This is a genomic window from Acinetobacter sp. SH024 (assembly GCF_000163635.1).
Taxonomy (GTDB): domain Bacteria; phylum Pseudomonadota; class Gammaproteobacteria; order Pseudomonadales; family Moraxellaceae; genus Acinetobacter; species Acinetobacter pittii.
Genome location: NZ_GG753600.1, coordinates 451,947 through 475,048, shown reverse-complemented (window position 1 = coordinate 475,048; position 23,102 = coordinate 451,947). Strand labels below are relative to the sequence as shown.

At 35.4% G+C, this 23,102-nt stretch carries 24 protein-coding genes and 1 pseudogene; 9 read left to right on the top strand and 16 right to left on the bottom strand.

The genetic code is table 11. The features are described 5' to 3' along the window. Nucleotides 1-327: 327 nt before the first annotated feature. Nucleotides 328-1,212, bottom strand: a complete 885-nt coding sequence (locus HMPREF0013_RS08175) for a LysR family transcriptional regulator (protein ID WP_002115984.1) — start codon at nucleotides 1,210-1,212, stop codon at nucleotides 328-330. An 89-nt stretch (nucleotides 1,213-1,301) separates the two neighbouring features. Between HMPREF0013_RS08175 and HMPREF0013_RS08170 the strand changes: the two genes are divergently transcribed. Then, nucleotides 1,302-1,739 carry a PACE efflux transporter gene (locus HMPREF0013_RS08170; protein WP_005802377.1) on the top strand — a complete coding sequence of 146 codons (438 nt, stop codon included), beginning with the start codon at nucleotides 1,302-1,304 and terminating at the stop codon, nucleotides 1,737-1,739. A gap of 59 nt (nucleotides 1,740-1,798) precedes the next feature. Here HMPREF0013_RS08170 and HMPREF0013_RS08165 read toward each other — a convergent pair whose 3' ends face one another. The 3 genes from HMPREF0013_RS08165 to HMPREF0013_RS08155 all read right to left on the bottom strand — a co-directional run bounded on the left by HMPREF0013_RS08165 (nucleotide 1,799) and on the right by HMPREF0013_RS08155 (nucleotide 5,076). Next, entirely contained in the window at nucleotides 1,799-3,214 is a 1,416-nt protein-coding gene (locus tag HMPREF0013_RS08165; protein ID WP_002115972.1) for a purine-cytosine permease family protein, read from the bottom strand. Between the two features lie 241 nt (nucleotides 3,215-3,455). Further along, nucleotides 3,456-3,920 (bottom strand): hypothetical protein, encoded by a 465-nt coding sequence (locus HMPREF0013_RS08160; protein ID WP_002115978.1) that lies wholly within the window; start codon nucleotides 3,918-3,920, stop codon nucleotides 3,456-3,458. Nucleotides 3,921-4,146: 226 nt separating this feature from the next. Next, entirely contained in the window at nucleotides 4,147-5,076 is a 930-nt protein-coding gene (locus tag HMPREF0013_RS08155; protein WP_002115987.1) for a DMT family transporter, read from the bottom strand. A gap of 94 nt (nucleotides 5,077-5,170) precedes the next feature. Between HMPREF0013_RS08155 and HMPREF0013_RS08150 the strand changes: the two genes are divergently transcribed. Continuing rightward, nucleotides 5,171-6,022 (top strand): LysR family transcriptional regulator, encoded by an 852-nt coding sequence (locus HMPREF0013_RS08150; RefSeq protein ID WP_002115973.1) that lies wholly within the window; start codon nucleotides 5,171-5,173, stop codon nucleotides 6,020-6,022. Nucleotides 6,023-6,084: 62 nt separating this feature from the next. Here HMPREF0013_RS08150 and HMPREF0013_RS08145 read toward each other — a convergent pair whose 3' ends face one another. The 7 genes and pseudogenes from HMPREF0013_RS08145 to HMPREF0013_RS08115 all read right to left on the bottom strand — a co-directional run bounded on the left by HMPREF0013_RS08145 (nucleotide 6,085) and on the right by HMPREF0013_RS08115 (nucleotide 13,633). Next, nucleotides 6,085-6,711, bottom strand: a complete 627-nt coding sequence (locus HMPREF0013_RS08145; RefSeq protein WP_002115991.1) for a sterol desaturase family protein — start codon at nucleotides 6,709-6,711, stop codon at nucleotides 6,085-6,087. 103 nt (nucleotides 6,712-6,814) lie between these two features. Beyond that, nucleotides 6,815-7,813: an AraC family transcriptional regulator gene (locus tag HMPREF0013_RS08140; RefSeq protein WP_002115967.1), complete on the bottom strand. Its 999-nt coding sequence runs from the start codon at nucleotides 7,811-7,813 to the stop codon at nucleotides 6,815-6,817. Between the two features lie 81 nt (nucleotides 7,814-7,894). Continuing rightward, complete coding sequence (locus tag HMPREF0013_RS25165; RefSeq protein WP_002115975.1) at nucleotides 7,895-8,074, bottom strand: hypothetical protein; 180 nt, start codon at nucleotides 8,072-8,074, stop codon at nucleotides 7,895-7,897. A gap of 558 nt (nucleotides 8,075-8,632) precedes the next feature. Next, nucleotides 8,633-9,651, bottom strand: a pseudogene (locus HMPREF0013_RS08130) (fimbrial protein). After that, entirely contained in the window at nucleotides 9,648-12,104 is a 2,457-nt protein-coding gene (locus HMPREF0013_RS08125; protein WP_078210457.1) for a fimbria/pilus outer membrane usher protein, read from the bottom strand. The pseudogene HMPREF0013_RS08130 and the gene HMPREF0013_RS08125 overlap by 4 nt, the downstream one beginning before the upstream one ends. 139 nt (nucleotides 12,105-12,243) lie before the next feature. Beyond that, nucleotides 12,244-12,987 carry a molecular chaperone gene (locus HMPREF0013_RS08120; RefSeq protein WP_002115985.1) on the bottom strand — a complete coding sequence of 248 codons (744 nt, stop codon included), beginning with the start codon at nucleotides 12,985-12,987 and terminating at the stop codon, nucleotides 12,244-12,246. A gap of 73 nt (nucleotides 12,988-13,060) precedes the next feature. Continuing rightward, entirely contained in the window at nucleotides 13,061-13,633 is a 573-nt protein-coding gene (locus tag HMPREF0013_RS08115; protein ID WP_002115990.1) for a fimbrial protein, read from the bottom strand. A 409-nt stretch (nucleotides 13,634-14,042) separates the two neighbouring features. On the opposite strand from HMPREF0013_RS08115, the gene HMPREF0013_RS08110 reads away from it, so the two are divergent. Both HMPREF0013_RS08110 and HMPREF0013_RS08105 read left to right on the top strand, forming a co-directional pair. Further along, nucleotides 14,043-14,393, top strand: coding sequence for a hypothetical protein (locus HMPREF0013_RS08110; protein ID WP_017386793.1), 351 nt, complete (start codon nucleotides 14,043-14,045; stop codon nucleotides 14,391-14,393). Between the two features lie 63 nt (nucleotides 14,394-14,456). Beyond that, nucleotides 14,457-14,669, top strand: a complete 213-nt coding sequence (locus HMPREF0013_RS08105) for a hypothetical protein (protein ID WP_002121471.1) — start codon at nucleotides 14,457-14,459, stop codon at nucleotides 14,667-14,669. A 48-nt stretch (nucleotides 14,670-14,717) separates the two neighbouring features. On the opposite strand, the gene bioB is transcribed toward HMPREF0013_RS08105, so the two are convergent. Then, nucleotides 14,718-15,707, bottom strand: a complete 990-nt coding sequence (gene bioB, locus HMPREF0013_RS08100; RefSeq protein ID WP_002121433.1) for a biotin synthase BioB — start codon at nucleotides 15,705-15,707, stop codon at nucleotides 14,718-14,720. Between the two features lie 87 nt (nucleotides 15,708-15,794). Next, nucleotides 15,795-16,895 (bottom strand): tRNA epoxyqueuosine(34) reductase QueG, encoded by a 1,101-nt coding sequence (gene queG, locus HMPREF0013_RS08095; protein ID WP_002121344.1) that lies wholly within the window; start codon nucleotides 16,893-16,895, stop codon nucleotides 15,795-15,797. Nucleotides 16,896-16,921: 26 nt separating this feature from the next. Between queG and HMPREF0013_RS08090 the strand changes: the two genes are divergently transcribed. Then, nucleotides 16,922-18,382, top strand: a complete 1,461-nt coding sequence (locus HMPREF0013_RS08090; RefSeq protein ID WP_002121474.1) for a bifunctional ADP-dependent NAD(P)H-hydrate dehydratase/NAD(P)H-hydrate epimerase — start codon at nucleotides 16,922-16,924, stop codon at nucleotides 18,380-18,382. Nucleotides 18,383-18,386: 4 nt separating this feature from the next. Here the strand turns inward: HMPREF0013_RS08090 and ruvC are convergent, their stop codons facing one another. After that, nucleotides 18,387-18,932 carry a crossover junction endodeoxyribonuclease RuvC gene (ruvC, locus tag HMPREF0013_RS08085; protein ID WP_002121356.1) on the bottom strand — a complete coding sequence of 182 codons (546 nt, stop codon included), beginning with the start codon at nucleotides 18,930-18,932 and terminating at the stop codon, nucleotides 18,387-18,389. A 196-nt stretch (nucleotides 18,933-19,128) separates the two neighbouring features. On the opposite strand from ruvC, the gene HMPREF0013_RS08080 reads away from it, so the two are divergent. Beyond that, entirely contained in the window at nucleotides 19,129-19,722 is a 594-nt protein-coding gene (locus tag HMPREF0013_RS08080) for a helix-turn-helix domain-containing protein (protein WP_002121334.1), read from the top strand. Further along, nucleotides 19,719-20,264 carry a GNAT family N-acetyltransferase gene (locus HMPREF0013_RS08075; protein WP_002121393.1) on the top strand — a complete coding sequence of 182 codons (546 nt, stop codon included), beginning with the start codon at nucleotides 19,719-19,721 and terminating at the stop codon, nucleotides 20,262-20,264. Before HMPREF0013_RS08080 ends, HMPREF0013_RS08075 begins: the two co-directional genes overlap by 4 nt. Before the next feature lie 80 nt (nucleotides 20,265-20,344). On the opposite strand, the gene HMPREF0013_RS08070 is transcribed toward HMPREF0013_RS08075, so the two are convergent. Beyond that, the gene (locus HMPREF0013_RS08070; RefSeq protein WP_002121386.1) at nucleotides 20,345-21,166 is read right to left on the bottom strand and encodes an OXA-213 family carbapenem-hydrolyzing class D beta-lactamase OXA-500; all 822 of its coding nucleotides are present in this window, start codon (nucleotides 21,164-21,166) and stop codon (nucleotides 20,345-20,347) included. A gap of 492 nt (nucleotides 21,167-21,658) precedes the next feature. On the opposite strand from HMPREF0013_RS08070, the gene HMPREF0013_RS08065 reads away from it, so the two are divergent. Further along, nucleotides 21,659-22,225, top strand: coding sequence for an FxsA family protein (locus HMPREF0013_RS08065; RefSeq protein ID WP_002121432.1), 567 nt, complete (start codon nucleotides 21,659-21,661; stop codon nucleotides 22,223-22,225). A 66-nt stretch (nucleotides 22,226-22,291) separates the two neighbouring features. Here HMPREF0013_RS08065 and HMPREF0013_RS08060 read toward each other — a convergent pair whose 3' ends face one another. Then, nucleotides 22,292-22,483 carry a hypothetical protein gene (locus HMPREF0013_RS08060; protein ID WP_002121357.1) on the bottom strand — a complete coding sequence of 64 codons (192 nt, stop codon included), beginning with the start codon at nucleotides 22,481-22,483 and terminating at the stop codon, nucleotides 22,292-22,294. A 258-nt stretch (nucleotides 22,484-22,741) separates the two neighbouring features. On the opposite strand from HMPREF0013_RS08060, the gene HMPREF0013_RS25160 reads away from it, so the two are divergent. Continuing rightward, nucleotides 22,742-22,990, top strand: coding sequence for a hypothetical protein (locus HMPREF0013_RS25160; protein ID WP_002121448.1), 249 nt, complete (start codon nucleotides 22,742-22,744; stop codon nucleotides 22,988-22,990). Nucleotides 22,991-23,102 lie beyond the last annotated feature (112 nt).

Genomic DNA, 23,102 nt, shown 5'->3' with positions numbered 1-23,102 from the left:
AAATACCTTTCCGTCTCTAAAGTATTTTCTATATGAAACCTAAATTGTGATTGTCTTCACAACAATACAAATGTTTGTATCTTATAAACTTTATTCTTGACTAAAACACTTGGTTTTAATAAAGTATAAGTGTATTTTTTACAAAACAAAATATTATTGCTTAATCCTGAAATACAACAAGAGGCCTACTTTCTAAGTAGGCTTTTTGTTTTTAGTAGTATTTAGAAAGATGGCACAGAGTAATAAGCTTAAGCTTTAAATAAACTAGATTTAACAAGAATCAAAATTATAAAAATCCTTAGACTTTCAGAACTAACCTATAAAGTTTTATAAATTTTCTTGAATAATTTTAATTAACTCTCTAGCTGCTTTAGGTAAAGGGCGGTCTTGGAGCCAAATTAAATAAATAGATAGAGGTAAATGATTTTTCGTATTTTTAAAATCTAAAAGGACTAAGTGACCTTGATCAATTTTATCTTGTACTAGTGATAACGGAAAATTTCCCCAACCAAGTCCAGCTTCAACCATATTAATTGCTGTTTGTAGACTATTGGTTTTCCAGTACATTGCACCAATAATTGAACGGGGATCTTTCATTTTATGTTCACTACTCGCCACAACAATTTGTCTAATATTGATTAATTCCTCAATAGAAAACTGCTTTGTTCTATCTTGTAGAAGAGCGTGGTTAGAAGAAATCGTAGCCGCCACTGTTTCAGTCATTACCAATTGTAGATTCTCGCGCATTTTTATATTGAGGTCTGAACCCGCTAAGCAAAGACTGATTTGCTCCGTATAAAGTAAATTAACAATGTCGTCTTGGGGAGCAGTAATAACTTCTATGTTGAGTAAAGGGAATTTATCGGCTAGTTTCTTTATTGAATGGAATAATAATTTTGTATTTACATCGGAAACAACGCCAATACGCAATTTACTTTCAAGTCCTAAAGAAAGTTCATGTGCATGAGTGCTAAATAGCCTAAGTTGTTCAGAAATGATCCGTGCTTGAGGTTCCAAGGCTAATGCTGCAGCGGTAGGAATGACCTTTCGAGGAGTCCGTTCAAATAATATATAACCCAATTCTGCTTCTAAATTAGCAACGGCCATACTTACTGCTGAGGGGACTCGATTTAGTTTACGAGCAGCCGCAGAGAAAGAACCCGTATCGAGTACGGTTATGAAAAGTTCAATATTTTCACTGTTAAAATTCATTTTGATATCAGCTGAACTGAAAGCTATTAACTTTATATATGATTTTGACTGAAATTAAAATATAAGGAATTAAGCAGAGTTTAGTGATTATGCAAGGTATAAAGCGTCGAATTGTATATGTTTCTTCCTATGAAATAATCGGAATGGTTATTTCATCAGTAGGGTTAGCGATTTTGGCAGGTGATAGTGTTGAACATACAGGACCACTCTCTGTCATGATTACGACCATCGCTGTAACTTGGAATTTTATCTACAATATTTTATATGAGAAATGGGAAGCTAGACAAAGCAGCCATATCCGTACAGTTAAGCGTAGAGTGGGGCATGCTATTGGTTTCCAACTTACCTTAGTCTTGTTTTTGATTCCTCTTATTTCATGGTGGATGGATATTTCTCTGGTTGCTGCTTTTTGGTTAGATGTGGCCTTTATTATCATTATCCCTATCTATACTTTTATATTTAATTGGAGCTTTGATAAGTTATTTGGATTGCCTATTTCGGCACAGGCTAAAGCGCTATCAGAATAACCGTAAAATTATTTTATAAGCTATCAAGGTGATCGACTTTGATAGCTTATCTAGTTTCATTATTTGATTTGATCAATCACTAATTGTTTTGAAAACTTGAGTTGAGCTTTCTTGGCGAAAATGTAGTAAATCAATGCAGTAGAGATAAGACCTACGAGCCACGATAAATCGATTCCTCCTAGCAATGCCGCAATTTGACCCGTATAGAATTTACTATCAATAAATGGCAGTTGAATCAAAATACCTAGAAAGTAGCAGGTAATTCCAATCCGATTCCAACGGCCATACTTACCATTTGGATCATAGAGTGCATCTACATCACATTCTTCTTTAGAGATAAAGTAGTAATCAACAAGATTAATGGCACTCCACGGAATAAAAAAGGTGAGTAAAAACAAAATAAATGCTTTAAAGGCGCTTAAAAAAGTATGTTCACCTATAATTGCAATAAAGGTTGAGACTACAACCATAGCAAGGACAATCAATAATCTTGTTATTTTTGAGATTTGATTTGTCGATTTGAAACTATTCCAAATCGTAGCAATACACATAAAACTGCCATAGGCATTTAAGGTCGTTAGAGTAACTTTCCCAAAAGCGATACTAAAATATAGAAAGGTTACGACAAGGGCAATTGGGTTCATACCCACAACATATTGAACTTCATTTCCAACAAAATTGCCGTTTGCAACCTGAGCGATTAAAACGCCTAAGCTCATAGAAATCTGTGAGCCAATTAAAGAACCTAAGCCGACAGCCCAAAAAACACGAGATGAAGATGTTTTAGTTGGAAGATATCGAGAATAATCTGCAACATAGGGACCAAAAGAGATTTGCCAAGAAGCAGAAAGGGAAACTGCTAACAAGAATGAAGACCAGCTGAAATGACGTACTGCTAAGAGTTCAGAAAAATCAGAAAGTGCGAAGATCTGAGTCAAAATAATCACAAAAGCAATCAAACCAATAATACTGGCTACTTTGCCTACCAAATGGATTAAACGGTATCCAATCGTTGCGAATAAAATGATTAAACTTGCATAAATTAAGATACCAGTTGTGTTGCTGACATGTGCCAAATGTGCAATTGCTTTACCCGCTAATACCTCTCCAGTTGCGGTAAAACCAATATACATAAGGCAAACGAGTATGATTGGAATACACGCGCCATAAACCCCAAATTGCACACGGCTTGAAATCATTTGAGGGAGGCCAAGTTTAGGACCTTGGGCAGCATGTAGTGCCATGACGGCAGCACCAAAACATTGTCCTACTAATAAGCCAATAATAGACCAAAAAACATCCCCGCCTAACACAACGGCTAGCGCGCCTGTCACAATGGCTGTGATTTGTAAGTTAGCACCAAACCATAGGGTGAATTGGGCAAATACTCCGCCATGTCTTTCATTTTCAGGAATAAAATCAATACTTCGATTTTCTATAAAACTACTATTAGGTTTCCCAGCCGATGAGTCCATTTCACTCTCCTTATCCTTTAAGAGCCATCCTATTCTTATTTATTCATATTTGTATAAGCAAATATAAACATGTATATACAAGTAATTTTAAGAAGAATCAAATATTTTTGAAGTATTGGACGTTAAAATTGAGTTAAATAATTCATAGATAAGTAGAAAAAGTATTTGACTGATTTTATTTTTTAAAATTTAAATGATAAAAAAATAATATATGAAAAAGCCCTCTGCAGAGGGCTCTATTTTATGCATTTGCGTCTAAAACTAGTTGGAAATAAGTGGGAAGTTCAGAAAATTGTACCAGTTGGGTCTTATCTTCTTGCTTAAAATAATACTGATAATTTGGAGTGTCTAAATGGTTATCTAGATATTGGGTTGCATCTGTAAACTGTGCTTTTGCAATCGGCTTATCTTTCTTGCATTTAATAATAACAGGATTTACGGAGTTTAATTTTACAGGAACGCCATTTTCAAATTTAGCAGTTTCAATCAATAAGGAAATTTTGAAATCTCTGAAGGTTACACAGAAGTGACCTCCATTTTCAGTCTTAATTTCTCGGTCGGAGAAAAGATCTTTAAATAAATTCTTAAGGGATTCTCTGTGTTTATCTAAGGCAACTTGAAATTCATGATCTCGTTGCTCGATCTTTTCTTGCTCTTCTTGTAGCAATTTGGCTTGCTTTTCAATTGTTGTAAAATCCAGCTTCATTTTAATATCTCCTTTGGTTGTTTTAAAACTATATATGGCAATCTTTTATTAAGTTTTAAAGAAACATACAGTATTTGTTACAACGGAATAATTAAGATGAGCTTTTGTATAAACCATCACAATTGTAAAAAAATATTTTGAAAATATAAGAATTTAAAGAAATAATTTATATACTTGAAATGCTGCTACATATTAAGTACAGATTTTTAATGTAGCAGCATATTTCTTATTTTGTACAATGTTTTGCCATAAGTGGAGTGCTTTTAATTTTAAAAAATCCTCCGCTACTCATTACACCAAGCATTACTAAAACTGTTCCTACTAATTGCCAGATATTGAGGGCTTGTCCAGTAAGTAGAGCAATTATCATACTGAACACTGGGACAAAGTTAAAAAAGACAGAAGCACGACCAGCACCTAACTTTTGTATGCCATTAAACCAGAATAGATAAGCAATCATGGTAGAGCAGATAACAACATATCCCATGGCTAAGTGCGCATTTATAGGGGCTGATGTAATCGCTGTAAGAGGATCTTCAAATATCACACTCAACAAACCAAGTGTTATTGCCCCGAACAGCATAGAAAAAGTTGTTGTTTCTAAGGGAGTAGCATTTTTTACATAACGGCGAGACAGTACATTTGCAAGACAAAATCCAAATGCGCCCAATAATATAAATAGATCTCCAATGTCTATTTTGAGGTGCAGCAAAGTCGTTATATGTCCCTGACTAATCACCAGTAACACGCCACTTAAGCCAAATAAAACGCCTAAGAATTTATTAGTAGTAAGTTTTTCACCATCTAAAAGGATTGTCATTAATAGAGTCATTAATGGCGTGGTTGCCATAATTAAAGCACCGTTAACAGCTGATGTGGTTTGAAGTCCATAAAAACAGCCAATGTTAAATCCCGCAATTCCGATAATACCAATAATCAGATAGATAGCTAGATTCTGTCTTAAGGCTGTCCATCTAAGCTGGCCTGTTATTGAAAAGATTAAGAGTAAGCCTAGACTTGCAATAAAAAAACGTTCAGACGCAGCAGATAACGGGGGCATATGTTGAATAATATAAGACATTGCATTAAATGCTGATCCCCAAAAAAACATCGTTAAGACAACACCAGTATAGGCATAAGCCACCGTTCTGTTCATGGACAGGCTCCCATTAAGAAAGGTTTTATTCTCGACAAATCTATAAAGGTGTACAATTCCATATTAATACACTTCTAATGTGAAAATTTGCACAATGATTGATTGGGAAAATTTGCATTACTTTTCAGTTTTTACCGAAGAAAAGTCACTTTCTGCTGCTGCCAGAAAATTGGGAGTAGATCATGCAACTGTATCTAGAAGAATTGCCCAGCTAGAACAAAATTTAAAACTTAAATTAGTTGATCGTAGGCCACGGACATACATTCTGACTCCTGACGGAGAACGTCTTGCACAAGTAGTTGCTCGTATGATGGAAGAAACTTTTTCTATTGAACGTTTAACTCAAGCAGGTCAGCAAGAAGTAATGGGAAGTGTCTCTATTAGTATGCCTCCTTTAACTGCTGCACATCTCATCATGCCTCATTTGGGTAAATTTTATCGCCATTATCCGCAATTAAAATTACGGGTACTCGGTGATGTTCATTATGTTTCTTTACAGCATAGTGAGGCCGATATTGCGGTACGATTTGGACGTCCTAAGGATGAAAATTTAGTTGCTCGAAAAGTAGGTGAAATACCTTTTGGAATATATGCCGGTTCAAATTATTTAGCTTCAACAGATCCTGAAAATTATGAATGGATTAGTGTAGAAGTGGGGGGAGTGCATGGTCAAAAACAGCAAAAGTTAAAAGAAAGATTAAATCATAAAGAACCTATAATGGTTACCAATAATCCCGAGTTACAGTGGAGAGCTGCATGTGGGGAAATTGGTTTAGCGGTCTTACCAGATTTTTTAGGAGCTATTAGCAATTTGGTCAGATTACAAGATGATTATCCGATGAGTGCTGAAATATGGTTAGTCACACACGAAGATTTACGGCATAGCCCTGCAATACGTGCAGTAATGGATTTTCTTATGTCTTGCTTTGAGCCATTTAAAGTCTAAGCTATTAACTGCATTCATTTAAAAAGCTGCTGGAGTCCGCAGCTTTTATATTGAGATAAATTTTAAGCCAGACTGACTTCTATTCCTCTACGTAAATTAGATTGGTCCTGATCGGAGTTTAAATCAATTTTGGCATACGATTTGGCAAGTATGCGTCGAGCAGCAAAATTAATTGGTTTTTCTATCAACTTAGGTAATTTGATACCTAAGGGGTTGCTTTCGGTTTGAGATACCTCGGTTTTAACCCTAGTTCCCATAATATAGTCAAACCATGGTTTGGTAACGCACCAATTAGCATTTTGATTGCTTGTCATATGATGATCATAGTGCCAAGGGATGCGTTTCTTAGCATATTCAGGGTCTAAATGGGCTTTTGAATGTACACGCCAATAATTCCATAAGCCATAATAAAGCCCAGCTGTAAAAAAGGGCGCTACTGGTAAGAATACTGTTGCAGCACCAGCTAAACTAATTAATGCTGTTTTTTCATTATAAATTTCTGCATTTTTGAACATTGATTCTGCATAACCTTCATCATGAAAATTATTTAAGCGAGCACGTTTATGATGAGCAATATGAGTAAAAAAAGGGCTGTTACGATACTTGGTTGGATATTCGTGTAACCAAACTTTATGGAAGTACCATTCAAGGCCATTTGCAACAAAAATACCGACAGGAAACCCGAGCATACTAATTACTTCTCATGAATCATAATTTAAATGCATTGTAAAATAAGAAAGTTTTATCGCTTTGACTTTATAGGCAGTCCAAGAACTGCCTATAAAATCAATTTTATTGCTTTTGTTTGCGTTCGCGATATGCGCTTGGAGTTTCACCAGTCCAACGTTTAAAAGCTCGTGTAAATGCAGAGGGTTCAGAAAAGCCAGTTAAATAAACAATTTGATCAAGGGTTTCTTTGGTGTTTGCAAGTAAACGTCTTGCAAGCTTCTCTCGATGCTGGTTTAAAATTTTCTCGTAATTAGTATTAATTGCTTGTAAATCAGCTCGAAGGGTACGTGGGTTACGATTTAATTGTTCAGCAATAAATTTTTGATCGAATTGACCAGATTCAAGTAAACCATTGCTGAGCAAGCGCTCAATCGCATAAACAAGTTGATGCTTTTCTAAGTTTGATAGTTGCTGTTCAGCAATTGTTTCATGAATTTTTAATAATTCAGGTTCAGCCGCTGGTGATGCTTTATTCAATAATGTACTAGGAAAAATTATAGCGCCTTGTTTTTGGTTTAAAATTACCGGACATTTCCAAGCTTCTTGATAATTATTAGCTGAAGCACCTTGTTGATAAGGTAATGTAATTTGGCTAGGCCTAAACTCGTTATTTGTAATATATTTAAAAAAATTAAGAAAAATACCGATACCACATTCAAGATAATGTCTTACAGGGTGTTCAAAACCTACTAATAACGCGATATCTTTTTCAACAATTAAAGAAAGATTAAATACATCGGTTAACAGGTCCTGATATCTTAAAGCACGTTGTAAACCTTCACCGAAAGTAGAACTACTTAAAAATAAATATTCAATAACTAAACCTCTGAAAGCAGGCATTTGACTACCTACATGCAAACCAATATCAGGATCTTCACTTATTTCTTCTGCCGCTGTCCAAAATCGCTGTTGAGTAGAATTGTCTCTACGAATATTTTTATCGGGCGGTTGATTGGGTAAATTTACACTTGCAAAAATAGATGCTGCATCTAATCCCATTTGCTGCATAGTTTGATAAGTCATCCATAAAAAAATTCCAGCATCGGAAGAATTTTTTGACATGTTTTTTATAAATATCCAGAAAGTTGTACAATGCATTCAATCATGAATTTATTGTTAATACGATATTCTTACCTATAAATTTCATTGATCAGAAAAAAAGCCTGCATCTTCACGTGCCTGTTTTAAAGCTAAAATAAAAGATATTAGTAAAAGTAGCCCTATGAGGAAAAGAAAAAGATCAATTTTACTGATCGCGTAACCTATACTTGTAGCTCCTAGACTTAGTAAAACAATACATAATATTTTCCAAAAAATGAGCATGTTACGTTCTGATAAAAGCCTAAGAATATTGTTTGTAATTGAAGGGGATTTCTAAATTTATTTATGTTTTTTTTATTATAGATTATGTAATTCTTTATAATTTTATAAAATTTGTTTTTTATTAAGCTTTTGAAAAATAAATAAATTATCTTTAGGCCATATAAATCAATTTCTTTCATTATTTCTTAAAATTAAGTTTTTATTAATTAATAGAATGATAATTCTTTAGAAACACTATAAAATAGGAATGTAAAAAATAAATTTAATTTTTTAATTAATATAAAACAATAGTTTACTGTGGTTATTTAAATTTTTGTTAAAAAAAAGACTTGATTTTTAAGCTAAATTTTGGAATTATAGTTATGCAAATTGTGATCTATTTCCCACAATTTGTATTTCAGGTTAAGTGGTTATCACTAATGCTCATTTGCTATTTTTGCTTATGAGCATTTTTTTATGTGACTTTTTAATATAACTACAAAATTTTTGAATCGTTAAATTTTAAGATTATTTAGCTGAGCTAAGCTTAATTATTTTTAATAAATTTTTAGAGATAAGTTAATCATATTGAATAGTTACAGTTGCTGTTGCCGTAACCTCACCCGCGCTTACATTAGCCGCTGTTTGATAGTAACGAGCAGTTAAGGGGATATCGTACTCTATAGTCTGATTAGAGCTGACTGTGCCTATATTTTGTTTTATTGTTTTTGAATTGGGGTAGTGGCACCATTCATATTCCATAATAGTTCTACACCCACACCATTGGCTTTGGTTGAGTTTGCTGCACTATTATTAATGACCTGATTATTTTTGGGATCAGAATTATAGTCAAAACTTAAGCTGATGGTGTTACTTGTTGCTATACCCGAGTTGTTTTCGCCGCCGTTACATAAAATCGATAGATTAAAGCTCTGCTCGCCTTGTGTTGAACCAATCGCTTTAAAACCTGACTTTGTAACAGTCGGGAGTTGAATAGGTATATCTACACCATTTTGAATTTCACATGATGAAGACGCGATCAAAATAGGAGCATTACTTAATACTGTAGTAGTTAAAAATGGTCGGTTTTGTTGACCTGATACATAATAGGTGCTGTAACGTCCTGCTACTAATGCTCCTGAACCTGTGGTCATGGATGTTTTAATAACTTCCATAACAAAATATCCCGGTGAAAGGGTATATGCAGTATTTGGGGTTAAAGTACGTCTATATGGGTAATACCCAGAAAAATCTGAAGCATCTGCTGCTTCACGATAAAGACGAATACCAATACCGGGAATATTGGTTGCATATACATTATTACCTATTGGGCTAACTGGATAATTTAAGGGGAGAGCCGCAATAATTTGATCACTAGCACGACTACATGTTGCAGTGGAATTATTGGGAGAAATCGTAAAAGTATTCCTTTGTAAGATAGTCCCTATAGGGTCAGTCGGTTTTACGACGATTTTACCAATGTTCATCGGGATATCGACGGTGGTAAATCCCTTACTTAAATTACAATTTGCATTTGTATGGCTATAAGCAAATAGACTCGCTGCCAAAAATCCAATTTTTTTTAAAATCTTATTCATTTACAGACTGCCTTTGTCATAATAATTGATTGATTGTTATGCTTTATTTGATCCGTGATATCGTATTCAAGTTCGCATTTTTCAGTATTCCTTTCTCCCCATCTCACATATAAAAGGTCATGGGTTAAGGGGGTTCGTAAATAAATACGGCTGCCTTGCGCAACAATACCTATTACTTCGTTATTCTGGTTATATACCTGTGCGGCAAAAGGTAAATGTGAGCCATCTAAAGTGGTCGGTCTGATAAAAAGTGCGTAACCTTTTTTTGTTGTGAATTGAACTTTAGTGATTGAGCCTGCATAGGGAGCAATACGTAAGCTACTTTCAGCTAGCTCAACCTGTGTAGACATGTTTTGTGGGTCAAGGCTAATGTCATTCATATGGTAAGGCGTAACATATGGGATAACCGCATATCCCTTTTTGTTTATGCTGAGGCCTGGTGTATTACCGACTTGTGCTCCTGTTGCATCTGGTGCATAAACTAAAACCATTGTTTGAGCTTGATCTGGACCAAACAGAATTCCTTGGGAGTGAGTAACGATATTGCCACTCAAGTTAAGCATTTCTTGTTGATATGAGTCAGCGTAACTAAAAGAAGCACCTAATGTTGTGTAGTTTGTCTTATAGTTGCCATTGATATTGAGATTCGTTTGCCCATGGTTTTGACTGGAAATTGATGCGCCGTAATTCAACCGGTTTCCTGTAAAACCGCTAAAACTCAGAATTTGGCTATCTTCACTTATAAGACTATTAAAATTTAAAGAGCTTTTCTTAAAATCTAAGGGAAAGGATAGAGAAATGAGATATTGAGTATCTTGGTTAGCTCGCCCGCTAGCTTCAATAGTTTCACTATTAATTGCAGAGAAACTATAAGTTAAATCTTTAAATTGGTTGCTATAACCTAATTGGAATTGCTTATTAGTAGTAGACTGGTTCCAATAGTTTGTCCACGAACCTACTAAATAGAAATTTCCCCATTGGTTTGGAAGAGCTTGATTTAAATTAAGCTGGAATTCACTTTTTTGCTTACCTACCGAAAAACTATCAATGTTTTGCTCTTGTAAGTCCCGAATCAAAATTGCATCACGTAGTTTGAGATAGTTTTGTGTTGAATAACGATAAGTTGCTAGTGTTAAGTTAGTATGCGTTGGAGAAAATAACTTATTGTAACTTAGACGATAACTTTGCCCTGTCATTTTAGGTTGATAAGAAAAATTGGCATTTGAATGTGTTGCATCAAAAGAAATAGCGCCAATAGGCATTGAAAAAGCTGTACCTAACAATACAGAGAAATACTGCTGTGTTCCTTGAATTGCGCTATAAGTTGTAAGGTAATTATTGATTCCGCGTTGATATTTACCCTGTATTAGCCATGGAGTTAACTTAATGTTTGGGTCTCGAAATTGTCCTAAGGTGAATGAATATCGGCTCATTTGAGGACGTAGCATTTCAATTACAGAAGCATATGGAATAGAATATTTTTGAACTACTCCATTAGATTCAAGTACCGAAACTTGTAACTCACCTCCAAATCCTGTGGGATAGAGATCATTAATTTCAAAGTTTCCTGGTGGGACTGTGGTTTGGTAAATTAAATTACCTTGTTGTCTAACTTCGACTTTTGCATTGGTTTTGGCATAACCTCGAACTCTTGGAGCATAACTGAGCATACTATTTGGAAGCATTCGGTCATCACTTGAAATATTCATTCCACGATAGGGCAAAGAGTCAATAAAATCGCTATTAGTAAAATATTCTCCTAAAGTCACCACACCATGGATATCTGGAAATGCCTTTTGTACATATGTATTTGTCGAGGTATAAGAAAAATTATTAGATTGAGAATTAGATTGGCTTTGCCATTTCCATTGTTCATTATGGCGAAACTGCCAACTTGCTAAATTTGCTCCAAGATTGGTTCCCATAAAAGCATAACTATTTGCATGTTGTTCATTGACTATTCGATATGCTGTGGCGTTATAGCTTAAAAAAGCTGCATTAATACCACGATCCCACAAATGTGGATCGATATAGCCTTGCGGATTTTTTTCTAAGACGACTTGCGGGATCGAAATATCAATTCTTAAACGGGAACTATCAAATACATAAAAAGCACTATCTATCCATGAAGCGAGCGCTTTACATGAAAGAGATGAATTAGAGTCATGTTGACTTAGAATATTAGCTTTTACCCCATATTCAAGCAACATGGCCTCTGTAAAACATGTTTCAGCATTTATGTTAGGGGCTGAGGCAGTAAATCGCATACGCCGTTTACCCAGCCATTGACCATTAATATAAACATCTAAGCTATATTCACCAGGCAAGATCGGGTTTCCGTATTTGAAGCGAGCTATATCAATTTTTTGTGCATTACCTACTAAGAAATTGCTATCAAATTCAGCCTTTGTAAAATGTGGAGCATTAGTAGTATTTTCAGCATATATAGCCATAGGCATGAATAGCGTAATACTTGAGACGACATACCAAGTAAAGGGGCTTTTTAAACATATATAAGGTATAAACCATTTAGACATAGTTCTAGAGCCTATTCATGATAGGTTTTAAATTTTCTTAAGTAATACAATGAGGTTAGAATTTTATTGTGTGCTCAACTCGTCCACCGTAATCATTGATATACACAAAGCTCATATCTGCTAAGTTTTTATTTTTTAGTTTAATTTTATCCTCTGAATAAGGGGCAATCATTAAGCCTTGTTGCAATAAGTCTGTTTTATGGCCTTCACTTCCTTGAAAAATGGAGGTAATAGTAAGAAAAAAAGGTGTCGGATTTTTTATCATTAGATATTGATCATTTATTTTCCACTCGACTTTGTCACTTAGTTGATCAATATTTTCTTTTAGATCTATAGGGCGGTAAAAAAATTTAATTCGCGAACGAACAGCGAGTTGCAAAAAATTTTTAGAGGTTGTTGTGGTTTGACCTTGTTGAGTTCTTCCTTCAGGTTTAGGAGGGATATCTAAAACATTAAGCCAAAAAATAGATTCTTGTTGTTGGCTTAGTTGAGATGTAGTAGGTAAAGCTGTAATTCTTAAGGTTTGCCCCTTAGTTGCTTCTACTCGTGAAATTGGTGGAGTAATAATGAAAGATACATTTGTTTCATCTGGTGTTGACTTTGCATTTCCATCATCGATCCATGCTTGAACAAGAGACGGGGCCGTGCCGTTATTACTTAGTTGTAATGTGATCTCACGTGCATTTGAAGGGTAAATGACACGAGTACCATGTAAAACAATTTCAGTATGGCCTGTAGTAGTGAGCACTACTTGCAGACACACTAATCCCCAAAAAAATTTACGACCACGAAAAAGCATCAGTCATATTCTCAATAACAAATAATAGGAAGGAGATAGCTTCTATTCATGAATAGAAGCTTCAATTTTAAGTTTATTGATAAATAATCGTATATTTTACTTGCGATGTTACCGTACCAGCAGTAGAAGCACCTGTAGCATAATATTCAGCATAATAGTTAAGATCAGCACTACCGCCTGCTGAAACATTTACCCATTGTGAATTCGTCTGAGTTTCATTTGTGCTTGTAGCAAGTAAAGGAATTACAGCGTTATTACTGCCAAGTAACTGAATATTTACATTTGTTGCTGCACCAGAAGTTGCTTGGTTTAATAAACGACCCGTATTAAAGTCAACGGTTGCGCCTGGTTCAAAATAAGTTGCGACTTTACCTGCAGCGGTACAGTTCGTTAGATTAATTTGAAAAGGTGTACGACCAGCTACATCACCAGCATTTTTTAAGGTTTGAGATGAAACAGTAGGCAAATTGATTGTTAAATTTTTATCTCCAGTATCAATAGTACAAGTATTATCCGTGACAAGACCATTAATAGTAATTGTGCCATCTGCTGCTTGTGCATTTGCTATATTTAAGAGAGAAACTGCCGCCACAAAAATAAATTTTTTCATAAAATCCCCAGAATAGCTTTTTAAAATAAAATCCATTACTTTTCAGTAAGTTTATTCTGATTAAGTAAGGCGAAGGAAATATATCACTTTTCAATCAAAAAACAAGGAAAACATTATATTTATATATATTTTGATCAATTGTTTTTATTAATAAAAATTAAATAAATTATTTTTTATCAGTTGGTAAAATAATTAGTTGGTTTTTATTTAAAATAGAATTTAAAAATTAGTAATATCTAAGTGATTGTATTGTATTGAATTAATGTAATTTTAAAATATTTAAGATAATAAATATCTAATATTTTTGATTAAGTTATTGTTTTTGAATGATAAAATTGTTTTGTGTATATCTTATAAATATATTTAATTTTTTAAGAATTTTTTAAGGTTCAATTCCTACTGTTTTAGTTGTAATTCAATAAAAGATAATCTGGAGTTCAGTTCCATGAATACTATGAAGTATAGCTATAAACCTAATTACTTTTTCTTTGCTCATAAATTAGTTTTATTTTTAAAGGATTATCTCATCAAGCATCCGACGGAGCAGCAAACAACGTTTAACTTGCAAACGATTTATGACATCTTTAGCCATGATCTTGCTTCAAGTACGACAAACCTTGAAGGCATCTTAAATATTGCAGATGAATATGTTTTTGAAACAGAAGATGGCTTACTTCCATTAATTAGTAAGCATTCAGTCAATCTCAAAAATCATGTGCTTTCTTTAGAATTTACACCTCAAGCCTTGGCAAGTCTGTTATCAGGTCATTCGTTAGTAAATCCTAAAGCAGCTTAGATTTTCTTTTAAGGTAGAGTGAACTCATATAAAATTCATAAAATTTATTTTTAAGAGTTATTTATGAGTAAAGACTTCAAGGCTTTAACTTATATTGCGGATGAAAATGTAGCAGATACAGTGACTTGGCTTTTACACCATCAAGATGTTTTTGATTCTTTTAATTTTGATGTGTTGAGCCAAGAATTCACAGTAACGCATGCAGCAGGAAAGGATATTATTCGAGTCGGAACCTTTCTGAATGCTACTTACGGAATATTAGTAACTTCTATATAAATGAAAAAAGCCCTGAATAATCAGGGCTTTTAAATTTTCTAATTTGAGTTAAGCACTCATTGCATCTACTGATAAATCAGCAACTGTTGGCTTTGGTTTTTCAGCCGTTAAACCTAGTTTATTAAATAAAGCTTGGTCTTTACCTTCACCGGCATTTGGTGTGGTTAGTAGTTTATCACCAGAGAATAATGAGTTTGCACCAGCCATAAATGCTAATGCTTGGTCTGAATCACTTAATGATTCGCGGCCTGCAGAGAGACGGATATAACTATGCGGCATGATAATACGCGCCACAGCAATAGTACGAATCCACTCAATAACATCAAGCTTTTCAACATCAGCTAAAGGTGTTCCTTCAATAGGAACAAGCATATTGATTGGCACAGATTCAGGATGAATTGGTAGGGTAGCTAGTTCATGTAATAAACCAATTCGGTCTTCACGACTTTCGCCTAAACCTACAATACCGCCACTACAAACTTTCATACCAGCTTGACGAACATAATCAAGGGTATTTAAACGATCATCAAAAGTACGAGTACTAATGATGTGAGAATAATACTCACGAGATGTATCTAAATTGTGGTTATAGTAATCTAAACCAGCAACTTTTAGGCGTTCTGCTTGAGATTGGTTAAGCATACCTAGAGTCATACAGGTTTCCAAACCTAATGCTTTAACTTCACGTACCATTTCTAAAACATAAGGCATATCGCGCTCATGTGGGTTACGCCAAGCAGCACCCATACAAAAACGTGAAGAACCTGAATCTTTTGCAGCTTTTGCTTCACTAATCACTTTTTCAACAGCAATACGTTTTTCTGCTTCTAGTTTTGATTCGTAATGTGCCGATTGTGAGCAGTATTTGCAATCTTCAGGACATTTACCCGTTTTAATAGATAAAAGGGTACTGACCTGAATTGAATTGGCAGTGAAGTGCTCACGATGTACTTGCTGAGCCTTGAAAACTAAATCCAAAAAAGGTTGTTCATATAAAGCTTGGATTTCTTCACGATTCCAATCATTACGTAGAGTCATTGTCATATCCATGATGATGGCATTAATTCACTATACATAATCATACAGAATTCGTATTAAAGCTATAGGGCAAAAAACATCATTTTTTTAATTTGATAGCTGAAGTTGATTAAGTTGCTGTTCAATTGCCCAATCAATATGCACATTGACGATTTCGTCATGTAAATTTTTGCCATTTTGTAGTTGATCTACAATTTCTTTTGAATAAGGAGCATTTCCTAATCCGATTGCAATATTACGTTTAAATGATTGATAACCTGTCCGGCGGATCGGGCTACCTTCCGTATTGGCTAAAAAAGTGGCTTCATCCCACTGCCAGATATCAAGCAGACTAATATTATCTAACCCATGTCTAGGATTAAAATCAGAAATAGATGCTGTTTTGGCAAAGCTATTCCAAGGACAAATTAACTGGCAGTCATCACAACCAAATATTCGGTTTCCAATACCTGCACGTAATTCTTCAGCAATAATTCCTTTATATTCGATAGTTAAATAGGCAATACAACGTCTTGCATCTAACATATAAGGCTCGACAATTGCTTGCGTCGGGCAAATATCAATACAAGCGCTACAAGAACCACAATGTGCTGTTGCAGGCTCGTCGAAAGGTAGCTCGAGTGATGTAAATAACTCACCTAATACGAAAAAAGAACCTGACTTTTTATGAATGAGCAAAGTATGTTTACCTGTCCAACCCATTCCAGCACTTTCAGCTAATGATTTCTCAAAAATAGGAGCCGAGTCTGCAAAAGGACGAGATTCAAAGTCACCAACTTTTTCACGAATTCGTGTTGCTAGCGTTTTCAATCGGCCACGCATGACTTTATGGTAATCACGACCACGTGCATAACGGGCGATAATGGCGGAGTTAGGTTCCAAAGGTACATATCGAGGCTTTGGAGATTCCACAAGATAATTCATGCGGACACAAATAATACTTTTTGTACCAGGCACTAATAGTGTTGGATCAGCTCGCTTTTCTAGATTTTCTTCTAAATAGGTCATGTCTGCATGATAACCACGTTCAAGATACTCTAAAAAACGTGGCATTTGCTCTTGAGCATCTGGTTTTGCGATGACACAATCAGCAAAACCCAAGTCTAATGCTTGAGCTTTGACCCATGCTTTTAACTCATGTGGATCAATTTGTTGCACTGCAATGCGTGATGTGTCGGAAGATGTCATAAACCAAAATGCAAGAGGATAATAATATGCAGGCGGTAGTTTACCATAGCGATGATATTCGAGCATGGGAGCGGCGCTGGTTTGCTGCGCAAAACTCCTCATTAGGTTTAATGCAGCAAGCGGCTTGGTCAATTGCCCAGCAACTTATTGAGCTTTTTAACGAGCAGGCTATAAAGAATATTGCTATTTGGTGCGGACAAGGCAATAACGCAGGTGATGGTTACTTTATAGCAAGTTACCTTAAACAAGCAGGATTTAATGTTGAAATCTTTGCAGCTCAATTGGGTGAGTCAGCTGATTTACATTGTGCAGCGCAATTTGCTAGAGAAATAAAAGTCCCAATTCACTCAAATTTTGATATTAAAAGAACATTTGATTGTCATATTGATGGTTTATTTGGCATAGGTTTAAACCGAGAATTAAATATAGGTTGGCAACAAGTAATTCGAAAGTTTAATGAACAAGTGGGCCTAAAAATTTCGATTGATATACCGAGTGGCTTACAAGCAAATACAGGACAAGTCTTACCCTGTTCAGTAAGAACTGATCATACCTTTACTGTTTTAGGTCTTAAAGCAGGACTATTTACAGGGCAAGGTAAAGAGTACGCAGGACAAGTTCATTTAATTAATTTAATTCCTATAGACTACGAGTTGAAACCCTTAGCTTATTTGTCACCCACAAACATTAAACTTCCTCAGCGTATGGCATTTGGGCATAAGGGAAGTTACGGGCATGTTTTAGTGGTGGGTGGACATGAGCAAATGGGCGGGGCTGTTATTATGGCTGCTGAAGCTGCTTTTCATGCTGGTGCAGGCAAAGTGACAGTGGTTTGTCATCGCAACCATCATCAAGCCATTTTGTCGCGGGCACCTAATATTATGCTTCGTGATATTAATGCTTTAGATGAAAACAATATTAAAGAGATTCTATCTCAGGTCGATGCAGTCTGCTTTGGAATGGGATTAGGCCGTGACGATTGGGCAAAGCAGATTTACCAACAATGGTTTAATTTGTTAAATCAGAGTACACGCCTAGAAGTTGTTTTAGATGCAGATGCTTTATGGTTTCTGGCTAAACAGCCTGAAAAGTTAAATACACATATTTATGCCACACCTCATCCTGGTGAAGCCGCTACTTTACTTGGTTGCTCTACAGCGCAAATTGAAAATGACCGAATTGCTGCAATTTATGCCTTACAACAAAAATATGCTAGCCATTGGGTGCTTAAAGGAGCGGGTAGCTTAATTTTAGAAGATAATTTGTATATCTGTACGCAAGGTAATGCTGGTATGGGAACAGGTGGAATGGGAGATGTGTTAGCAGGAATGATTGCGAGCTTAAAAGCTCAGTTCCACAAAGGTATTGCATTACATGAGATAGTGACTCTGCATGCTCAAGCAGGTGATGAACTTGCAAAACAAGGTATGCGTGGTTTACAGGCTTACCAAATGAATCAAGCCATTAGTCAGGTTGTAAATCAATAAATTTTTAACGTCTACGACTGCTAGAACGACTTCGCCCACGTGCCATACCACCTAAGGCATTTAAAACAGAAAGTTTACTCATGCTTCCCGATGCATGAGCATGGCAAATGGCAGCAGCAAGGGCATCGGCTGCGTCGGATTGAGGTTTAATGGTCAAATTAAGTAAACGCATCACCATCATTTGAACTTGTTCTTTATCGGCAGCGCCATAACCAACCACAGACTGTTTAATTTGACGGGCAGTATATTCTGCAACTTGTAAATCTAAATTCACTAATGCGGCTATGGCAGCACCACGGGCTTGTCCTAGTTTTAAGGCAGAGTCTGGGTTTTGAGCCATAAAGACTTGCTCAACCGCAGCTTCAGTTGGGCCATGGAATTTCACAATTCGCTCAACACCAGCAAAAATACGTTTTAAGCGCTCTGGCATTTCTTGAGTTTCAGTTCGGATTGTACCGGCATCAACAAAACGCAGTTTACTACCATCTTTTTCAATGATGCCATAACCTGTTAAGCGTGAACCCGGGTCAATACCAATAATCAATGCCATGTGAAGACTTATATAAATAGTTTAGAGAGTATTGTTACATAGCCAAAAAGGTTCTGCATGCGTAATTTAAAGAATGCTGCGATGAATGGTTATTTTTCGGTTTTATCGAACCAATTTATATCTTTAAAATCATTTGATGTAATTCTATTTTAGTGGAATACTTATCTATAATTTTGGAATTAAAGTTTATCAGTAGATGGAAGATATTAATATCCGCATTGCGCAGCAAGTGCGTGAAATACGTCTAGCGCGTGGATATACCCTAGATATTCTTGCTAGTCGATGTCAGGTAAGCCGTTCTGCAATTTCACTCATTGAAAGAGGAGAAGCGAGCCCTACAGCTGTTGTTCTTGAAAAGCTAGCAAATGGTTTAGGGGTGCCTTTGACTCAGCTATTTGATTCCCCCCCGAATACTCAATCGCCTCAACCTATGGTACGGCGTACTCAACAAGCAGAATGGAAAGATCCAGAAACGGGATATATTCGCCGTCAAGTTTCGCCTCCAAATTGGAAATCTCCATTTCAAATCGTTGAAATTGAATTTCCAGCTCAGTCACGAGTTACTTATGAAACAAGTGCGAATTCCAAAGTTGTATTACAGCAAATTTGGGTGATAGAGGGGCAAATTGATATTCAACTGGGTGAAAAATTTTATGCTTTACAAGAGGGTGATTGTTTGGCGATGCAATTAGATCAACCGATCATATATAGCAATCCTTCTTCTAAAGCTGCTCGATATATTTTAGTTGTATGTAATGAGCTCGTCTCTATTCTTAAGGAATCTTCATGATTAAAAATCTTAATCCAAATTTACGTTTAATCGATTGTCATGAAGCTACACATGCAAAGGCTATATTAGATATTTTGAATGAAGCAATTATCAATTCTACCGCTTTGTATGACTATTTGCCGCGCTCTGAAGACTCAATGAAAAATTGGTTCGGGGTTAAAAGGGAAAATGGTTTTCCTGTCATTGGTATTGTAGATGAGACAAACAAGTTATTAGGTTTTGCAAGTTGGGGAACTTTTAGAGCTTTTCCTGCCTACAAATATACGGTCGAACATAGTATTTATATCCACCATGAACATCGTGGCGGCGGATTAAGCAAAATTTTAATGCAAGAATTGATTAAGCGTGCTCAAGAGGCAGACTTACATGTATTGATAGGCTGTATTGATGCAACCAACCAAGCAAGTATTGGTTTGCATGAAAAAATGGGCTTTATTCATGCAGGTACTTTTAAGCAAGTCGGTTTTAAGTTTGGGCAATGGTTAGATGCTGCTTTCTATCAGTTAAATTTAAATACACCACATACCCCAGTTGATGGATAAACAATAAAGCTTTCAAATTTCAAGTTTAAGCAATAGCCTGGTTTATAATGTGAAATATGAACCCGGCTAAAGAGTCTAAACTATAAAATACCGAGTTGTTCCAATCCCTTATAAGCAATTTCTTTTCGAATAGAGCTAGGTATGCCTTTTTTCATTTCTAAATTAAGTGAGAAAGCTATAATTTCTCCTTGTGGTTGAACGACCCAGCCTGTTAACCAGCCCACTTGAGGCTCCACATCCCATCCCCAACCACTTTTGGCATAAATTTTCCGTCCATTTTTTTCTTCTATGAACAGCATAGATTGAACTTGTTCTTGCATATTTTTGCTAAAAGGAAGAGTTTTATGGGCTAGTTCATAAGCAAACTGGGCTTCTTGTTGAGGTGTAATTTTAAGTGGACCAACAAGCCAAAAATCATCTACTTTTGAACCAATATCAGCATTACCGAAACCAATGCGTTTTACCTCTTTAGACATAAGATCAAGGCCAATTCGTCGAGCTAGTTCCTGATAAACTGGAATAGCAGAAGCTTTCATCGCATCGCCTAATGTCATATCTTTTTCCCAATCGGGAAATAAACGCTTTTGCCCATCCCATTTAAACACTTCAGTTGGTGTTGCTTTATGATGCTCAAGTCCAATCAAAGCATTTAACATTTTAAAGGTAGAGGCGGGAACATATTCGGTTGATGCTCTTTTAAGATCATTGCCATAGACTTCCTCTGTTTGCCCACGTTTTATAACTAAAACACCTGTAGTTTGTGCTTGATCAAACAACGATTTAATTTTCTCTGAGTTTTTATTGGTAGAAATTGACTGTATTTGATGTTGTTCTACCGTATTAAAAGAACATGCAGACAAAAACATCGTACCAATGGCAAAGAAAAGAGCTTTTTTAGTCATGAGTTTATGTGGGGTTAAAAGAGTTATTCTTTAATTTAACTTGAATAGAGGTACTTTTAGATAGAGAAAATGTAAGTTATTTAGGAAATTCTATATCTATGCACTACTTTTTAAAATTTTATAAAACGACTATATAAAAAGAAATATATCGAATTTTTCTAAGAACCTAAGTTTTTAACTAGACTAAAAAGCTGCTTTTTTGAAGGACTTTCCGTTTAACTAGAGTAAAAAAATTAAAATCTAATTGAAGTCGCACTTGATAAACTTGATACAGCACTCATTAATAATAAAGCATGTTTGTTTTTATCGAGTTAAAATCAAATGTACTCCAGTATTGCAGACTCTTGTTGATCCGATAGCGTTGTTAATTTTTAGGAATTAGACAGAACTATCAAAGCTAAGAGGAACGCTTAAACCTTATTTATAACTTAGGTAGGGTTGGGTCAAATAAAACTGCAATGAATTTTCTTTTTGAGATAGATAAAGTTTTACATGAATTTACTTCTTATTGTAGTTCTGGGCGCGATTGTTGAAATTGCCGTATGGATTGGCGTAGCACAGTTCATCAGTGGATGGTATGTGTTCTTTTGGTTCATTCTTGCTTTCTTTATTGGTTTGGGGCTTATTCGCAGAAGTACTGCTGGTATTATGCCTCAATTACAGCAAATGCAGATGACTGGCCAACTCGGTAATGACCCAACAGTAACTAAAAAACTTGCTTATGCTTTTGCAGGTTTCTTATTAATGTTGCCAGGCCTTGTTTCTGATGTGTTAGCGGTTTTAATTTTGATCCCTGGTGTTCAAACTGCTTTCCGTAATATAGCCATGAGAACTCTTGCAAAACGCCAACAAGCTATGATGGATAAAATGATGGGTGGTATGGGCGGTAATATGGGTGGGCAAAATCCATTTGCTGATCTAATGCGCCAAATGCAAGATATGCAGAATCAACAAGGTGGTGGTAGTCAAGGTCAATACCGTGATTCAAGCATTATTGACGGAGAAGCGCGAGAAGTCACTCCAGATCATAAGAAAATTGAACATAAAAATAAGGATTAATAAATACCTTATCTACAGGCCTAAACCTCCAAAGTTTAGGCCTTTTTTATTTTAAGAAGATACAAATTATTTAGTTAGAGATTCAGTCACAGCAGAATCTGTTTGAGCCAATTCAGTTGGGCTTTCTTGTGGTTTTGTTTGAGGTTGGTATTTGTTTGAAGCTAAGGCTGTTTGCTTATTTTCAGATTGTTGATAACCTCGGCTTCGGTTGGCTCGTTCGCGAAAGCCACCTTTATTAATGAGCTTTGTATGTGACATGCATTTGCCTAAAATGTGAGATTATTCGCTTATTTTAACAAATTTGGCAAAATATCAAAATAAGAAAAATAGTCCTATAAAAATAATATTTAACTTATATATATGTTTTAATTAATATTTTTTTAATTGACTCAATTGTTCATCCAGATTGAATTATCTATTCATTTCACATAGGATAAATATAAAGGATGTATAAATTAAAAATGCAGCAAACCTATTAAAACAACAACGGTTGAAATGAGGGAAGGAGGGTTACCTATGCTATATCAATACCATTGTGCGTGTTGCGACAAAGTTGTGGCATCGACTGATAAATCATGTCCATATTGTGGTTCACAACATATTCGAAGCCCGTATGGCTTATGGATGTTTTGTGTGATGGCTTGTCTAGCTGTTGTCGTTGTATTTAAAGTTGTCCATATTTATATCCAGAACCATCAAGATACTCCAACGCAGTCAACTTTACTGGATGTATTAAATCAGGATGATAAAACGACAAGACAATAGATTTTGATTACAGCTACAAATGATATGGCGTCAAGGATGATTGCTAGAAGACTAAACCCTACGTACCATAAAATTTGAACTATAAATAAAAAAGCCGCTCATAGCGGCGTTT

Coding starts and splice junctions, on each gene's coding strand:
- HMPREF0013_RS08070 (WP_002121386.1), bottom strand. CDS start 21,166: ATGACTAAAAAAGCTCTTTTCTTTGCCATTGGTACGATGTTTTTGTCT.
- HMPREF0013_RS08125 (WP_078210457.1), bottom strand. CDS start 12,104: ATGGCTATATATGCTGAAAATACTACTAATGCTCCACATTTTACAAAG.
- HMPREF0013_RS08075 (WP_002121393.1), top strand. CDS start 19,719: ATGATTAAAAATCTTAATCCAAATTTACGTTTAATCGATTGTCATGAA.
- HMPREF0013_RS08140 (WP_002115967.1), bottom strand. CDS start 7,813: ATGTCAAAAAATTCTTCCGATGCTGGAATTTTTTTATGGATGACTTAT.
- HMPREF0013_RS08120 (WP_002115985.1), bottom strand. CDS start 12,987: ATGCTTTTTCGTGGTCGTAAATTTTTTTGGGGATTAGTGTGTCTGCAA.
- HMPREF0013_RS08150 (WP_002115973.1), top strand. CDS start 5,171: ATGATTGATTGGGAAAATTTGCATTACTTTTCAGTTTTTACCGAAGAA.
- HMPREF0013_RS08175 (WP_002115984.1), bottom strand. CDS start 1,212: ATGAATTTTAACAGTGAAAATATTGAACTTTTCATAACCGTACTCGAT.
- HMPREF0013_RS08065 (WP_002121432.1), top strand. CDS start 21,659: ATGAATTTACTTCTTATTGTAGTTCTGGGCGCGATTGTTGAAATTGCC.
- HMPREF0013_RS08090 (WP_002121474.1), top strand. CDS start 16,922: ATGCAGGCGGTAGTTTACCATAGCGATGATATTCGAGCATGGGAGCGG.
- HMPREF0013_RS08060 (WP_002121357.1), bottom strand. CDS start 22,483: ATGTCACATACAAAGCTCATTAATAAAGGTGGCTTTCGCGAACGAGCC.
- HMPREF0013_RS08110 (WP_017386793.1), top strand. CDS start 14,043: ATGAATACTATGAAGTATAGCTATAAACCTAATTACTTTTTCTTTGCT.
- queG (WP_002121344.1), bottom strand. CDS start 16,895: ATGACATCTTCCGACACATCACGCATTGCAGTGCAACAAATTGATCCA.
- HMPREF0013_RS08160 (WP_002115978.1), bottom strand. CDS start 3,920: ATGAAGCTGGATTTTACAACAATTGAAAAGCAAGCCAAATTGCTACAA.
- HMPREF0013_RS08145 (WP_002115991.1), bottom strand. CDS start 6,711: ATGCTCGGGTTTCCTGTCGGTATTTTTGTTGCAAATGGCCTTGAATGG.
- HMPREF0013_RS08105 (WP_002121471.1), top strand. CDS start 14,457: ATGAGTAAAGACTTCAAGGCTTTAACTTATATTGCGGATGAAAATGTA.
- HMPREF0013_RS08165 (WP_002115972.1), bottom strand. CDS start 3,214: ATGGACTCATCGGCTGGGAAACCTAATAGTAGTTTTATAGAAAATCGA.
- HMPREF0013_RS25165 (WP_002115975.1), bottom strand. CDS start 8,074: ATGCTCATTTTTTGGAAAATATTATGTATTGTTTTACTAAGTCTAGGA.
- HMPREF0013_RS08080 (WP_002121334.1), top strand. CDS start 19,129: ATGGAAGATATTAATATCCGCATTGCGCAGCAAGTGCGTGAAATACGT.
- HMPREF0013_RS08170 (WP_005802377.1), top strand. CDS start 1,302: ATGCAAGGTATAAAGCGTCGAATTGTATATGTTTCTTCCTATGAAATA.
- HMPREF0013_RS25160 (WP_002121448.1), top strand. CDS start 22,742: ATGCTATATCAATACCATTGTGCGTGTTGCGACAAAGTTGTGGCATCG.
- bioB (WP_002121433.1), bottom strand. CDS start 15,707: ATGACTCTACGTAATGATTGGAATCGTGAAGAAATCCAAGCTTTATAT.
- ruvC (WP_002121356.1), bottom strand. CDS start 18,932: ATGGCATTGATTATTGGTATTGACCCGGGTTCACGCTTAACAGGTTAT.
- HMPREF0013_RS08115 (WP_002115990.1), bottom strand. CDS start 13,633: ATGGATTTTATTTTAAAAAGCTATTCTGGGGATTTTATGAAAAAATTT.
- HMPREF0013_RS08155 (WP_002115987.1), bottom strand. CDS start 5,076: ATGAACAGAACGGTGGCTTATGCCTATACTGGTGTTGTCTTAACGATG.